Annotated in this window: 12 protein-coding genes; 9 read left to right on the plus strand and 3 right to left on the minus strand. The window is 37.3% G+C overall.

Annotated features, from left to right (window positions below):
- The first annotated feature begins 134 nt into the window (after positions 1-134).
- Both J8L70_RS03615 and J8L70_RS03620 read left to right on the plus strand, forming a co-directional pair.
- Complete coding sequence (locus J8L70_RS03615; protein WP_211054114.1) at positions 135-1,208, plus strand: histidine kinase; 1,074 nt, start codon at positions 135-137, stop codon at positions 1,206-1,208.
- Positions 1,205-2,029 carry a LytTR family DNA-binding domain-containing protein gene (locus J8L70_RS03620; RefSeq protein WP_211054115.1) on the plus strand — a complete coding sequence of 275 codons (825 nt, stop codon included), beginning with the start codon at positions 1,205-1,207 and terminating at the stop codon, positions 2,027-2,029. The genes J8L70_RS03615 and J8L70_RS03620 overlap by 4 nt, the downstream gene beginning before the upstream one ends.
- Before the next feature lie 68 nt (positions 2,030-2,097).
- Here J8L70_RS03620 and pyk read toward each other — a convergent pair whose 3' ends face one another.
- Complete coding sequence (gene pyk / locus J8L70_RS03625) at positions 2,098-3,534, minus strand: pyruvate kinase (protein WP_211054116.1); 1,437 nt, start codon at positions 3,532-3,534, stop codon at positions 2,098-2,100.
- 453 nt (positions 3,535-3,987) lie between these two features.
- On the opposite strand from pyk, the gene gndA reads away from it, so the two are divergent.
- Positions 3,988-5,361, plus strand: a complete 1,374-nt coding sequence (gndA, locus tag J8L70_RS03630) for an NADP-dependent phosphogluconate dehydrogenase (RefSeq protein ID WP_211054117.1) — start codon at positions 3,988-3,990, stop codon at positions 5,359-5,361.
- A gap of 63 nt (positions 5,362-5,424) precedes the next feature.
- On the opposite strand, the gene ansA is transcribed toward gndA, so the two are convergent.
- Together ansA and sppA are read right to left on the minus strand one after the other, a co-directional pair.
- Entirely contained in the window at positions 5,425-6,435 is a 1,011-nt protein-coding gene (gene ansA / locus J8L70_RS03635; protein ID WP_211054118.1) for an asparaginase, read from the minus strand.
- Between the two features lie 69 nt (positions 6,436-6,504).
- Positions 6,505-8,370: a signal peptide peptidase SppA gene (gene sppA, locus J8L70_RS03640; protein WP_211054119.1), complete on the minus strand. Its 1,866-nt coding sequence runs from the start codon at positions 8,368-8,370 to the stop codon at positions 6,505-6,507.
- Positions 8,371-8,567: 197 nt separating this feature from the next.
- Between sppA and J8L70_RS03645 the strand changes: the two genes are divergently transcribed.
- The 6 genes from J8L70_RS03645 (at position 8,568) to pgm (ending at position 14,899) form a co-directional block, all read left to right on the plus strand.
- Complete coding sequence (locus tag J8L70_RS03645; RefSeq protein ID WP_211054120.1) at positions 8,568-10,529, plus strand: NADPH-dependent 2,4-dienoyl-CoA reductase; 1,962 nt, start codon at positions 8,568-8,570, stop codon at positions 10,527-10,529.
- 86 nt (positions 10,530-10,615) lie between these two features.
- Positions 10,616-11,305 carry a DoxX family protein gene (locus J8L70_RS03650; protein ID WP_211054121.1) on the plus strand — a complete coding sequence of 230 codons (690 nt, stop codon included), beginning with the start codon at positions 10,616-10,618 and terminating at the stop codon, positions 11,303-11,305.
- Positions 11,306-11,394: 89 nt separating this feature from the next.
- Positions 11,395-11,943 carry an NAD(P)H nitroreductase gene (locus tag J8L70_RS03655; RefSeq protein WP_211054122.1) on the plus strand — a complete coding sequence of 183 codons (549 nt, stop codon included), beginning with the start codon at positions 11,395-11,397 and terminating at the stop codon, positions 11,941-11,943.
- A 233-nt stretch (positions 11,944-12,176) separates the two neighbouring features.
- Positions 12,177-12,554 (plus strand): hypothetical protein, encoded by a 378-nt coding sequence (locus tag J8L70_RS03660; protein ID WP_211054123.1) that lies wholly within the window; start codon positions 12,177-12,179, stop codon positions 12,552-12,554.
- Positions 12,555-12,670: 116 nt separating this feature from the next.
- The gene (seqA, locus tag J8L70_RS03665; RefSeq protein WP_211054124.1) at positions 12,671-13,252 is read left to right on the plus strand and encodes a replication initiation negative regulator SeqA; all 582 of its coding nucleotides are present in this window, start codon (positions 12,671-12,673) and stop codon (positions 13,250-13,252) included.
- Positions 13,253-13,261: 9 nt separating this feature from the next.
- Positions 13,262-14,899, plus strand: coding sequence for a phosphoglucomutase (alpha-D-glucose-1,6-bisphosphate-dependent) (gene pgm / locus J8L70_RS03670; RefSeq protein ID WP_211054125.1), 1,638 nt, complete (start codon positions 13,262-13,264; stop codon positions 14,897-14,899).
- Positions 14,900-14,917: the final 18 nt, after the last annotated feature.

The raw sequence follows: 14,917 nt of genomic DNA on the forward strand, positions 1-14,917 counted from the left end.
ATAAAGGCGAAAGAGTATAACTCTTTCGCCTTTTTATTTGCGGTAAGGTCATAAAAAATTAAGATGGTTAGCAGTATTATGCAAGCCTGTATGTCGTTATAATAAAAGCATTAATAAAAGGTATTAAGTATATTTTGAACTGGCAAACATTAATTGATAATAGGCAACGTTTTTTTTGGCTTCTGCAAATAGCAGGTTGGCTTGGGTATGCGTTGGTTAATTATATAGGCTCTAAAGTATTTGAAATGCGAGATATTTATATTTTCGTCATTATTTTAAATGCGTATGCAGGCTGTTTAATGACGGTGCCACTTCGTTATGTTTATCGCAAAATTTGGAATGCATCACCTTGGGTTTTAATGTTTGCAGTATTTGGTTCATCGTATATCACGGGGACATTATGGGCTGTGGTACAAAAGTTTAACTTATGGGAAATATATAGACACGGTTACAGACCTACAGAATGGTTTTATTATCTTAAACAAGGGTTAGACTCTGTTTATATTATTTTATGTTGGAGCGGCTTGTACTTTGGTATTAAGTATTATCAATTATTACAAAGTGAACGACAAAAAGCGTTAAAAGCCACCACAATGGCCCATGAAGCACAACTAAAGATGCTGCGTTATCAACTAAACCCCCATTTTTTATTTAATACCTTAAATGCAATTTCAACTTTAGTTTTGGTAAAAGAAAATAAAGATGCTAACTTAATGGTCTCTCGTTTGAGTGACTTTTTAAGGTATACCCTCAATACGGACCCCATTAAAAAGGTCCCCCTAGAGCAAGAGTTACACGCTTTAATGTTGTACCTTGAAATAGAACGCGTTCGATTTGATGAGCGCCTTCAAGTTAATGTCGATATTAGCAATGAGGCTAAACAAGCGCTCGTACCTAGTTTAATTTTGCAGCCACTGATTGAAAATTCAATTAAGTATGCCATAGCGCACTTAATGCAAGGTGGGTTGATTGATATAAAAGCCCAAGTTTTTGCTAATGAATTATTACTTGAAGTCAGTGATAATGGCCCAGGCACTGAGCTTAAAAATGGTCAATTAATAAATGCACAAGGTGTAGGTGTTGCTAATACAAAAGATCGTTTAAAAACACTCTATGAAAATAATTACTCGTTTGTATTATCACATAATACGCCAAGTGGATTAAAAATAAATCTGCGCATACCGTTCGAAAAGGCAATAAAAAAATGAACAAAATAAAGACTTTAATTGTTGATGATGAACCTTTAGCGCGTAAAGGTTTAGCAGTAAGACTCGCTGAGTATGATGAAATCGAAGTGGTATCGTTATGCAGCTCGGGGCAAGAGGCAATTAATGTTTGTCAGACACAAACAATAGATTTAGTTTTTTTAGATATTCAAATGCCTGTAATGAATGGTTTTGAAGTGGCACGTAATTTAAGCCAAAGTATTAAAGCGCTACCAGCGATTGTTTTTGTTACAGCATTTGACCAATTTGCAGTAAAAGCATTTGAAATTCATGCGTTGGATTACATTTTAAAACCGGTTGATGATAATCGTTTAAAACAAGCCGTTGAAAAAGTACATAGTTATTTAAAAACACAGCAAGATAATGCGCACAAAAAGAAATTAGCTAGTTTTGTAGCGGGCATTACGGGTAATAACTGTGAAGAAATATTAAAGAAATTAGCCACAGGCGATACCTTAAATGATCGCCGTTACCCTGAATCATTGGCTGTAAAAGAGCAAGGCGAAATTATTAGAGTCCCTATTGTTACTATTCAGTGGATTGATGCTGCGGGTGACTATATGTGTTTACATTGCCAAGATGGCCAAACACATATCTTGCGAAAAACAATGAAAGAATTAGAGCAAGAGTTAGACCCACAATTATTTGTACGTGTTCACCGAAGTGCCATTGTAAATACAAAACAAATCAGCAAATTGGTAACACAGGTCAGTGGTGAATATTTATTAGTGCTTGATAATGGACAAGAGCTTAAAGTAAGCCGTAGTTATCGAGATAAGGTAAAAGCAGCATTGGCTAGCTAATTAAATAGCGTTGAATATAAAAAAAGCGAGCTAATTAGCTCGCTTTTTTAATGAATAAAGTAATGGGTTTAAGAAACCGTTACAATCTTCATGGTATTAGTAGCGCCCACAGTTTCCATTGAATCACCATGAGTGATAATCACAGTATCGCCAGACTTTAACGATTCCTGTGCCACAAGTGTATCAAGAGCAGCTTGAACCATGCCGTCTTTTTCTGTTTTTGTTGAGTCAAAAAATACAGGGTAAACACCACGGTAAAGTGCAGTTTGACCTAATGTACTTGCATGACGTGACAATGAATAAATTGGTAAGCCAGAGCTAATACGTGACATAAGTTTAGCGGTACTACCTGATTCAGTCAGTGTGATAATGGCTTTTACTGAATCTAAGTGGTTTGCTGCATACATTGCTGATAAAGCAATAGACTCAGCGTTATTTGAAAAACGGCTATCTAAACGATGCTTAGAAACATGTGTTTCTTTTTGAGATTCAGCACCTAAACAAACACGCGCCATTGTCGCAACAGTTTCTTCTGGGTAATCACCGGCCGCTGTTTCAGCAGAAAGCATCACTGCATCCGTTCCATCAAGAACTGAGTTTGCCACGTCCATAACTTCGGCACGGGTCGGCATCGGGTTATCAATCATTGATTCCATCATTTGCGTTGCAGTAACAACAGTACGATTTAATGCACGTGCACGACGAATAATTAGTTTCTGCTTGCCCATAAGCGCTGCATCACCAATTTCTACACCTAAATCACCACGTGCAACCATAACAGCATCTGAAGCAAGAACAATATCATCTACGGCTTCTTGTGTTTCAACCGCTTCAGCGCGTTCTATTTTAGCAAGTAGCTGTGCATTTGAGCCCGCTGCTTCTGCTAAAGAACGTACATAACGCATGTCATCACCACTGCGTGGAAATGACACGGCAATATAATCTACTTCGATTTCTGCTGCGGTAATTAAATCTTCTTTATCTTTTTCAGTAAATGCTGGAGCGGTAAGGCCACCGCCTAAACGGTTGATACCTTTATTGTTAGATAAAACACCACCAACAGTTACAGTACAATGAACTAAATGATCAACAACGCTTTCAACCGTTAACTGGATTAAACCATCGTTTAATAAAAGTAAATCGCCTTGTTGTACATCTTGTGGTAATTCTTTGTAATCAATACCAACAGCATTGACATCGCCTTCGCCTTTTTCCATTTTTGCGTCTAATGTAAATTTAGCGCCAACGGTAAGGTTAACTTTACCTTCTTTAAAAGTAGAAACACGAATTTTAGGACCTTGTAAATCAGCTAAAATCGCAATATGTTTACCTAAGTTCTTTGCAATATCGCGTACAGCTTGTGCACGGTCTTTATGATCTTGTGCTACACCATGCGAGAAGTTTAATCGAACAACATTTGCACCAGCGCGAATGATTTTTTCTAAGTTATTATCTCTATCGGTAGCAGGTCCAAGGGTAGCGACTATTTTTGTGCGTCTTAGCATCAAATTCTCCTGTGTGCTCACAATCTGTAAGCTAGTTAACGGTTATTTTGTTTTTCTAATCTGGTTTACTGTTCAATAGTAATTTATTAAAGCAAACAAATAATAAAATGAATAAAGAACATAGCAAAAAAATTACAAAACAATTATAAATCTTGTGTTTATTTATACAAAATTTTTGTTGCAATATTATGACACCGGTGTCAAGGATGGTCAATATAAAAAGCAATTATAATCATGCTTACAGCTGTTTATTTAACAGTTTTTTAACGAGGTAAACTCACGTTTTATGCGTTAAATTTTTAAACAATACGTATTTTAATTTTGATTATAAAATTTGCCTTAAAAACATTGAATTATTGTATCTTTATTCGCAATTTTTGAGCTAGATAAGTATACTGCCTCCGGTATTATTTAATTCACTAACCAAATAGTTGTTACCGAGGAGGACACTAAATGCAAGTTGCATTAGTAGGGTTAGGCGTTATGGGTAAAAATCTTGCCCTAAACTTGATTGAAAAAGGCATTACACTGGTCGCTTATGACAAAAATCCACACGCGGGAGAAGAGTTATTAAGTTGTGCAAAAACTCAAGGCACAGCTGAGCGTCTACATATTGTTTCAGATTTAGGGGATATGGTTAGGCGTTTAGATACCCCTCGCTCTATTTTATTATTAGTTCCTGCCGGTGAGTTAGTTGATTTAGTGTGCAATCAATTAATAGAAGCGGGCGTGGCTTCAAGCGATATTATCGTCGATTGTGGTAATAGTAATTATAAAGACGGCATTTCACGCAAACTTAAATATCAAAATAAATTTGAATTTGCCACCATGGGTATTTCTGGTGGTGCCGAAGGTGCTCGACACGGGCCGGCAATGATGGCCAGTGGCTCTGAAGGTGGCTGGGAGCGTATTTCACCTTGGTTTGAAAAAGTAGCGGCAAGTTATCAGGGTGAGTCGTGTTTTGCGCGAGTGGGTCAATCGGCAAGTGGTCATTTTGTAAAAATGGTACATAACGGTATTGAATATGCGCTGATGCAGTTAATCGCAGAAATTTATCAATTACTCCGTTTAGGCACTGGGCGTACACCAAAGCAAGTTGCTGAGGTATTTAACGAATGGGCTCAAGGTGAGTTAAATAGTTACTTATTAGCAATTTCTAGTCATATTTTAACGCTTGAAACCAACAATAACGAAGCCTTAGTTGATTTAATTGATAATAAAGTTGGCGCGAAAGGAACTGGACTGTGGACTGCACAAAATGCGCTTGAATTAGGTATTGCGGTTCCTTCATTAGTGGCAGCTGTGCAAGCTCGTCATTTAACTAATGCTGGCGATACCACCGCCGCAAAAGAAATGACTTACGCCGAGAAAACAACATCGTCAGTTGAAATTGATCTTGATGAATTAAAGCAAGCATTTACGTTAGCGAGTTTATCGGCTTACCGTCAGGGATTAGCGTTAATTAAAGGTGCTTCGCGCACTCATCAATGGAAAGTCGACTTATCTAAAACATTACAAACTTGGCGTGCAGGTTGTATTATTCGTGCAGACTACCTAGATAGTGTAGAGCAGGGTGTTGAATATATTGATTCACTGGAGCAAGAAGCATTAGCGCTGCGTAAAATTACTGCTCAGGCGATGATGACAGGTTTAGCATTTCCAGTGTTAAGTGCAACACAAACCTACATTGCCACTTTAACCACTTCAAGTAATGGTCATTTAGTACAAGCACAACGTGATTACTTTGGCGAACATGGTATTAAAACCCATGGTGGTGAGTCTTGTCATTTAACTGACTTGGTTGATATTGACGCAAAAGTACGTTAATTATTAAGCCATTTTGTTTTAAAAGCACGCTGCTAAGCGTGCTTTTTTATTGGCTTTAAAAAATTAACGAGTTAGTTCACCACGTAAGTTATCTTGCATTAAATGACGGATAGTTTCTATTTCTAGCTTTTGACTAAATAAATAATGTAATTTTGTTAAACAGGCTTCAAGTGTCATATCGTACCCACTGATCACACCTATATTTAACAGAGCATTACCCGTTGCATAGCCCCCCATATTTACATGACCTTTTAAACATTGGGTTAAATTAATAATACACATCCCCCGCTTGTAAGCATCACTTAATATAGATAAAAATGCGGGATCTTGCGGGGCATTACCCACACCAAAGCTGAGTAACACGAGCGCCTTTATATTGTCATTCACTAAGCTCTTTACTACATCTTTACTGATCCCAGGATATAAATAGAGTACGCCAATAGCTTGAGGTGTAATTTTAGTGACTTGTAATTTATTGTCGACATAGGGGCTTAATTGCCCTTGAATAAGCTTTATATTAATCCCTGATAAAGCAAGAGGGTCTAAGTTAGGTGAAGTAAACGCATTAAAACCGTCAGCGTGTGCTTTAGTGGCGCGATTTCCTCTAAATAGTTGATTATTAAAAAACAAACTAACTTCTGCAATCGGGTAGTTTGCCGCTAAAAACATAGCGTTTAATAAATTAACTTGCCCGTCAGAGCGTAATTCAGACAGGGGGATTTGAGAGCCAGTTACAATCACGGGCTTTGTTAAATTTTCAAACATAAATGACAACGCCGAGGCGGTATATGCCATTGTATCGGTGCCGTGCAATACAACAAAGCCATCGTACTGCTGATATTTACTTTGAATATCATCCGCAATCAATTGCCAATGGGCAGGGGACATATCTGATGAGTCTATAAGCGGTGAGTATTCGTGAATATCAAATAACGGCATTTCATCACGCGTAAATTCAGCGTTATTCTCAACCGTTTGAGTTAAAAAACCATCAGCGGGGATATAACCTCGGCTTGATTTTTTCATACCAATAGTACCGCCGGTATAAGCGATATAAATACGTTTGCGTTTCATAAAAAAGCCCAGTAAAAAAACTGGGCTTAGTATAGCTTTAAATCACCGTGGTGTTAATGTACCGCGTTATCATTGTGTAACTTTACACACTAAGCAGCGTGCATAGATACCTTGAGGGTCATTAAAGTCATCAAGGCTATTTACTTGCTCAGTTAAATGATTAAGTACCCCTTTAATATTTGTATTTTTACTAAGCATCGAGCTCATAGGGTTATGTGAGTTGATAACCGACTTGACAGCGGCCGTACCTAATATTTCTTGTAGCATTTGTTGCTGCGGGCTTAAGCTTTGTTTTATTGTCTTAACTTCGTAATTATCAAGTTGAGCAAGTGCTGCGGCAGCTTCGATAGCATCTTGCTTATTACCTAATTTATCAATGAGGCCTAACTTTTGAGCTTGTGATGCAATCCAAACACGCCCTTGGGCAATTTTATCAACTTGCTCTGGTGTCATATTACGAGCATCTGCAACGACTTCTAAAAATCGAGAATATGCTTGCTCTATGCTTAATTGAATAATCTGCGCCATTTTATCATCTAAAGGGCGTACGATAGATAAACCGGCAAGTTCAGTTGTTGCTACACCATCAGAATAAACGCCTAGCTCTGCAAGCGAATTTTCAAAGGTCATAAAGCTACCAAACACACCAATTGAACCTGTAATTGTACTTGGTGCTGCCCAAATTTCATTTGCAGCAGAAGCAATCCAATAACCACCAGAGGCAGCGACTGAACTCATTGATGCAATCACCGGTTTTCCTGCGGCTTTTAAAGCAAGCACTTCAGCACGAATTACCTCTGATGCAAACATGCTGCCACCACCGGAATCAATTCTTAATACCACGGCTTTAACTTTATCATCAAAACGCGCTTCACGAAGTAACTTCGCTGTAGAATCGCCTCCAATTTCACCGGCAGGGCGCTCACCATCAACAATGGTGCCTTTTGCAACAACCACCGCGATTTTTTCTGTGATTGGGTTATCAAAAACAATGGGGGGTTTTACGACGGCTAAATAATCATTAAACGAAATTTGTTTAAATGTTTTACCTGTCTCTTCAGTCCCTACTAAATCAATTAGTTGCTGGCGTATTTGCTGATTTGATTTTAACGAATCAACCCATTTATTCTCCAAAGCAAATTTACCATAGTCGCCTGAAACTTCACTCATTTTTTCTTGGAGTTGATCTAAGGTTTCTATGAAATTAGATTCATCAAATGGTCTATTTGCAGCAACATCATGTTTGTATTGTGTCCATAAAGCAGAGAGCCATACTTTATTAGCCTCTTTTGCAGCATCAGACATGGTGTTACGAATAAAAGGCTCTACAGCCGATTTAAATGTACCTACTCTAAATATATGCTGGGTGACTTTTAATTTTTCTAATGCTTCTTTAAAGTACATTGGGTATACACCAAAGCCTTCAATTCCAATGCTGCCATAAGGGTGCATAGATATTTCATCGGCGTGTGCAGCAATATAATATTGGGCTTGGGTATAATAATAACCAGTTGCAATTACTTGTTTACCGGTTTGCTTAAAGATATCGATGGCATCAGTAATTTGTTTCAATTTATTTAAATGAGCCTTTGGCATTTCTTGTAAATCGAGAAGTAAAATACTAATACGAGTATCATTTGCTGCTGCTTTTATTACATCGACAATATCATCTAATAAAATTTCTGCCGGTTGATCGTTGTTAGCAGTGGCATCATTAATGGCTGCCGATACTGGATCTACATATGTTTTTTCTTCAACAATAGTACCGTTTAAGTTTAAACGTAAAACGGAATTATCTTCGATAACAATGGTGTCGTCATCACTGCTAATAGCAATAAAGAAAAAAACAATTAATATTAAAAATAAAATATTGAGAAGTAAGCGGCGAGAAAAGTTTAAACCAACCCAAATACCTTTAAAAAACTTAGCTATCAAAATAGCTCCTTAATTTTTGTGACTATTATATTCATTTCATCTTATCGTAGAAAATCAGTTTATTTAATAGTTAAATCGTAACGAAGTGTTTATAAGTGAGATTTAAATGAATTATTCTGACGCTTTTATTGCTTCTTGGTAGTTATTAAAGCAATATTATAATTAATACAGGTAAGACCAGTTATTGGGGCATGACAATGTTAGAACAACAATTAAAATTAAAACACACACATTTAAAAAACCGTTTAGTAATGGGATCAATGCATACCGGTTTAGAAGAAGGCTGGCATAATCGAAAGCGTCTTCGTGAATTTTACAAGGCTCGAGCAAAAGGGGGCGTGGCGTTAATTATCACCGGCGGCTACAGCCCTAACCTTCGTGGTAAACTTACCCCAATTTCATCGTCATTTAATAGTTACTATGATGTATTTAAACATAAAGCGTATACCGATGCAGTACATAAAGAAGGGGGTAAAATTTGTTTACAGCTTCTACATGCTGGCCGATACGCTTATCACCCATTTAATCAAGCGCCAAGTGCTATTAAAGCGCCGATAAATCCTTACAAACCAAAAGAAATGAGCGTTAGTTCAATAAAGAAAACGATCAAAGATTTTGCTCATTCTGCATATATGGCCGAAAAAGCAGGGTATGACGGTGTCGAAATTATGGGTTCGGAGGGGTATTTAATCAATGAGTTTATGGCTCCCCATACCAATAAACGTAGCGATAATTACGGGGGAAGTTTAGAAAACCGAATGCGATTAGCACTTGAAATCGTGAATACGGTGAGAGAAAAAGTATCGGCTTCGTTTTTAATTATTTTTAGGTTGTCGGTAATCGATTTAATTCCAAATGGCTCTACAGCCGATGAAGTGACACAGCAAGCAATTGCCCTAGAAAAAGCAGGGGTTGATATATTTAATACCGGTATAGGGTGGCATGAAGCGCGTGTACCTACGATAGCGAGTATGGTACCAGCGGGGGCATTTAAAGAAGCATCTAAACGACTTAAAGAGGTTGTTAATATCCCTGTTATTGCTGTAAACCGAATCAATACTCCCGATATTGCAAATGCGATATTGGCAGCAAATGAAGCTGATTTAATTTCAATGGCCCGTCCTTTACTGGCCGACCCTGATTTTTTTAATAAATACGATGCAGATAAAAGTAAAGAAATAAATGTATGTATTGGCTGTAATCAAGGATGTTTAGATCATGTGTTTAAAAATAAGCGCGCAACTTGCTTGGTAAATCCACAAGCTGCCTTTGAGCTAGATTATCCATTAAACAAAACGGCAACCGTAAAAAATGTGTTAGTGGTTGGGGCTGGACCTGCTGGCTTATCGGCAAGTTGTTATCTAGCAAAAAAAGGCCATAACGTGACGTTAATAGAGAAAAAAAGTGAAATGGGTGGCCAGTTTAACTTAGCCATGCAGATACCCGGTAAAGAAGACTTCAATTACACCTTAACTTATTTTATTAATGAACTTAAACGTTTAAAGGTAAAACTGCTGCTTTCAACAGAGTTTGAAAATACGATGCTTAATGAATATGACGATGTTGTATTTGCCACTGGCGTAAGACCTCGTGAAGCAAATATTGCGTGTGCAGATGATAAACGTGTTTATTCTTATGATGAAGTTATTCGCGGTGAAGTTCAATTAGGTCAATCGATTGCTATATTAGGCGCCGGGGGAATTGGGTTTGATATGGTTGCATTTTTAACTGAGCAAAAGAATCAAAGTATCGATGACTTTAAGTCACAATGGGGAATAGAGTGTGAAGTAACAACGCATAAAGCCCCTTATGAGCTTTATATGTTAAAACGTAGCGAAGGACGTTTTGGCAGTGAACTAGGTAAAACGACAGGGTGGATACACCGACAAGTCGCCAAGCAACATAATGTTACTCAAATTGCACAATGTCAGTATCAACGCTTTGATAAAAATGGATTAACTATTTCTGTTGCAGGAAAAAAGCAAACATTAGTGGTTGATACTGTTATTGCCTGTATTGGGCAAGTCTCAAATAGTGAGTGTATGGCTGAGCATAAAGAAAATGCGAATGTACATATCATTGGTGGCGCTAAATTAGCATCTGCTATTGATGCAAAACGAGCCATTTATGAAGCTTTGCAAGTAGCAATTAAAATTTAAACGATTTAAATATGTGCAATGACATAAAATAACAGGCGGTCTTGCTATTTATGCACTATAAATAAATGCAAAATAGGAAGATCGCAATGACAAAAAATATTATTAATTTATATCAGGTAAGTATAAAAAAACTCAGTTTTTTAGATGGGGTCCCAGCTTTATTACTGCGTTTAATTTTGGCACCGGTAATGATTATTGCTGGTTTTAATAAACTCGCTATGAGCGGAGAACCTACTGGTTTTATCGATTTTTTCTTAGCCTCTAACGATGTTATACAGTGGTTTGGAAATAGCGAATGGGGCTTGGGCTTACCTTTTCCTAGTTTACTCGCTTTTTTAGCAGGTTGGAGTGAGTTTATTGGTGGCTGGTTATTGCTCTTTGGGTTATTTACCCGATTGGTAAGTATTCCATTAATGTTTACTATGGTGGTTGCTGCAACAACGGTGCATTGGCATAATGGTTGGTTTGCTGTTGCGCCAACTAACCCCACAACCAGTGCTGCACAGGCATTAGAATGGTTTGCAATTCCAGGTGCCAAAGAAAGCTTGGAAAACTCGTTAGCAGTAAAACAAAGAATGACGATTATTCGTGACATTGTTCAAGAACACGGAAATACGCAATACTTATATGAAAAAGGAAATCCGGTCATTTTAAATAACGGAATAGAATTTTCGGCTATGTATTTTGCGATGTTATTAAGTTTGTTTTTTACCGGTGGTGGACGCTTTGTTAGCTTTGATTACTGGCTTTATTTAATAGTTAAACAGAAACAGTAACTGAAAAAAAACGGCTAACGGGCAGTTTCATAATGATTTGTGATCTCTTTAAATGATACCCTATATTTTTTGTATTATTAGAGAATGTTATGGATGCGATAGAACTGCTTTTACACCGCCAATCTGATGCTAAGTTAACAACGCCTGGTCCTTGTGCAAGCCAATTAGATATAATTAAACGTGCTGCTTTGCGTGTCCCTGACCATGGGTGTATTGCGCCTTGGCAATTTATTATAGTACAGGGCGAAGCACGACATACATTAGGTGACATTTATTATAAAAGTGCGCAATTAGAGCAACAAGAAGAAAAAACAATTAATCGTGCTAAAGAGTTACCTTTGCGCGCACCTATGATCATTATCGCTATTGCTAAATATCAATCACACCCAAAAGTACCTCGTATTGAGCAAGTACAAAGTGCGGCATGTAGCGTTTTGGCGATGCAGCAAGCCGCATTTGCACAAGGGTTAGGAGGGATATGGCGTACGGGGTATTTTGCTCAAAGTAGTGCGGTAAAAGAAGCGTTAAACCTATCAGTTGACGATGAAATTGTAGGGTATTTATATTTAGGAACCCCTGAAGTTTCGTGCAAAAAGTCTCCACGTCATAAGGCCGAGCACTATTTTACTGATTTATAAGTGTGGTTACTCTGGATTATTCGCGAGCTATTTTTGTGAATAGCATCCGTTATAGTGAACTAATTGATGCTATTTTGGTCAATTAAAAGCGTTGATTAACATTTTACTGTATAAGTTTACATTATTGTAAGCTATCTATTATATAAGTATGATGAAATGGCATTGATTATTTCGTCAATTTCAATAGTTATTTAACGATTAAAAACTCTAAAAATAAAAGAAGTTTAAACACTATGGGTAATTTATTTCTAAAAGAAAAAGAAAACTGGCTAGCATGGTCAATCTGGGCCATTGTTGGTGCATTTAGCACGTTTTATGTTGCGGTTAGTACGCAAACGCCTTATTTTTTTGCGGTTGCAAGTTTAGTTTTATTAGGTTTGTTAACAATATGGATGCAACAATCTAAACGCTTTGATTTTTTAAGAGCATTTAAGATCACTTTTTATGTTGCGATTGTCAGTATATTACCGGTGTTTTTTCTCGTTGTAGCCCCTAAACATAGTTTACATAGTATTGATCTTATTTTTCAAGCGGGTGTCATTGTTGCTCTAAGTACTTTAATTTGTCTTATTTGCTCATTTATTGCTAAAAAGCCGAAGCAATATTATTAATATGAGTATTTAACTCTTTTAGTTAACTATGACATAAGCATGTTGCTCGCATTTATTATTGGTTTGGGTATAATCTGCTACAAAGAATAAATGTGACCCTTAATCTCAGGATAAACATGAAAAAAATCGACATAGACGATGAGTTATATCAATATATTGCAAGTAATACGCAAAGCATTGGAGAAAGTGCATCTACTATTTTACGTCGTTTACTAAATCTAAATAGTGTTAATAATCAAAATTCTACTTTAAATGAGTTGGCCCCTAACACACCTGATATCCCTTCATCTAACACCGCATCAACTCAAGCTAAAAGCGCAAAAAAATCATTAGATGCAGCTGTTATTGTTAAACAAGATAATGAAAATGTGTTTAACATTCTTAATAAAGAAGAGCTAGCAATGCAAAAAGGGGTGGTGGGTCGATTCTTGTTTATTTTAAGTGCCTTATATCGTACGCATAAACCGAGTTTTACCTGCGTTTTGGATATAAAAGGGCGTGACCGAGTCTATTTTGCCACCAGCAAAGAAGAGTTAGTAAATAGTGGTAGCAGTATGAATCCTAAAAACATTACCGATAGCGAATATTGGGTAATGACTAATTCTAATACGACACGTAAAAAAATGATGTTACATGAAGTTGCTTTAAGCTTAGGTTATAGCGAAGAGCAAGCAGAGAAAATCCGCGACTATCTGTAAGGAAATTAAATGGCTATTCATCCAGGAGCAGGTAAAACTGCACCACAATCAGCATTAATCAATGTACCTAAATTAATTTCGGCGTATTATTTAAATGAACCTGATCTTGAGGTTAACCCTGAGCATTGTGTTGCTTTTGGTACGTCTGGGCATCGTGGTTGCTCGTTAAATGTAAAATTTAATGAGTCACATATTTTAGCTATTACTCAGGCTATTTGTGATTATCGAAAGCAAAATGATATTTTTGGCCCCTTATTTTTAGGCAAAGATACTCATGCTTTAAGTGAAGCGGCTTTTAATTCAGCTGTCGAAGTCTTAGTGGCCAATGAAGTTCAGGTGATCACGCAAGAAAATGACGATTACACGCCAACCCCAGTCATTAGTCATGCGATTGTCAGCTATAACAAACTACATCCAAACGAAGTGGCCGACGGTATTGTTGTTACACCTTCGCATAATCCACCACAAGACGGTGGCTTTAAGTATAATCCACCTAATGGCGGACCTGCTGATACCGATGTAACTAAATGGATTGAAGACAGAGCAAACAAATTACTATTAGAAGATTTAGTTGAAGTTGAATTATTTCCTTTTGCTAAAGCGTCTCGTTCTGGCTTTATTAAATACGAAGACTTAATGACGCCTTATATTGATGATTTAAAAAATATCGTTAATCTAGAAGCCATTGCCAATGCAAAACTAAAAATTGGTATCGACCCTTTAGGTGGTTCAGGTATTAACTTTTGGCCCGTTATCGCAAAAACGTATAATTTAGATTTAACCGTGGTTAATAACGTAGTTGATCCATGCTTTGGTTTTATGCCACTAGATAAAGACGGCAAAATCCGTATGGATTGTTCATCACCTTATGCAATGAGTAATCTGATTGCTTTAAAAGATGAGTTTGATTTATCGATAGGTAATGACCCTGATTACGATAGACACGGAATTGTTACCCCTGATGGGCTAATGAACCCAAATCACTTTTTAGCCGTAGCAATTGATTATTTAATAAACCACCGTCAGTGGGATAGCAGTGTAGAAATCGGTAAAACATTAGTATCTAGCTCGATGATTGATAGAGTTGTGGCTCGAAATAACCGAAAAGTAAAAGAAGTGCCTGTCGGCTTTAAATGGTTTGTTGATGGGTTAAGCACAGGGACACTCGCCTTTGGTGGTGAAGAGAGTGCTGGTGCTGCGTTTTTACGTTTTGATGGCAGTGTATGGTGTACTGACAAAGACGGCTTTATTATGGGCCTCTTAGCTGCTGAAATTTTAGCGGTTACCGGGAAAACGCCTTCTGCTTTATATAAAGAATTAGAAGCTGAATTTGGTTCACCTATTTATAAACGTATTGATGCACCTGCAAGCAGTACGCAAAAAGATCGCTTAAAAGCACTTAGTGCCGATAATGTTAAAGCCGAAACATTGGCAGGTGAGCCTATTTTACAAAAGCTCACTCATGCGCCTGGCAATAATGCGGCGATTGGTGGTTTAAAAGTGGTTACTGAAAATGGTTGGTTTGCTGCACGTCCATCAGGCACTGAGGATATTTATAAAATATACCTTGAGTCGTTTAAAGGCGAAGAGCATTTAGCGCTGCTTGAAAAAGAAGCAAAAATACTGGTAGATTCAGTGATTAGCTAACGACAATAAATTAAATAA

It is taken from the genome of Pseudoalteromonas sp. MMG010 (assembly GCF_018100905.1).
GTDB lineage: Bacteria > Pseudomonadota > Gammaproteobacteria > Enterobacterales > Alteromonadaceae > Pseudoalteromonas.

Excerpts from the sequence above, each read along its gene's own strand:
- pgm (WP_211054125.1), top strand. The coding sequence starts at position 13,262 with ATGGCTATTCATCCAGGAGCAGGTAAAACTGCACCACAATCAGCATTA.
- J8L70_RS03650 (WP_211054121.1), top strand. The coding sequence starts at position 10,616 with ATGACAAAAAATATTATTAATTTATATCAGGTAAGTATAAAAAAACTC.
- gndA (WP_211054117.1), top strand. The coding sequence starts at position 3,988 with ATGCAAGTTGCATTAGTAGGGTTAGGCGTTATGGGTAAAAATCTTGCC.
- ansA (WP_211054118.1), bottom strand. The coding sequence starts at position 6,435 with ATGAAACGCAAACGTATTTATATCGCTTATACCGGCGGTACTATTGGT.
- seqA (WP_211054124.1), top strand. The coding sequence starts at position 12,671 with ATGAAAAAAATCGACATAGACGATGAGTTATATCAATATATTGCAAGT.
- pyk (WP_211054116.1), bottom strand. The coding sequence starts at position 3,534 with ATGCTAAGACGCACAAAAATAGTCGCTACCCTTGGACCTGCTACCGAT.
- J8L70_RS03660 (WP_211054123.1), top strand. The coding sequence starts at position 12,177 with ATGGGTAATTTATTTCTAAAAGAAAAAGAAAACTGGCTAGCATGGTCA.
- J8L70_RS03645 (WP_211054120.1), top strand. The coding sequence starts at position 8,568 with ATGTTAGAACAACAATTAAAATTAAAACACACACATTTAAAAAACCGT.
- J8L70_RS03655 (WP_211054122.1), top strand. The coding sequence starts at position 11,395 with ATGGATGCGATAGAACTGCTTTTACACCGCCAATCTGATGCTAAGTTA.
- J8L70_RS03620 (WP_211054115.1), top strand. The coding sequence starts at position 1,205 with ATGAACAAAATAAAGACTTTAATTGTTGATGATGAACCTTTAGCGCGT.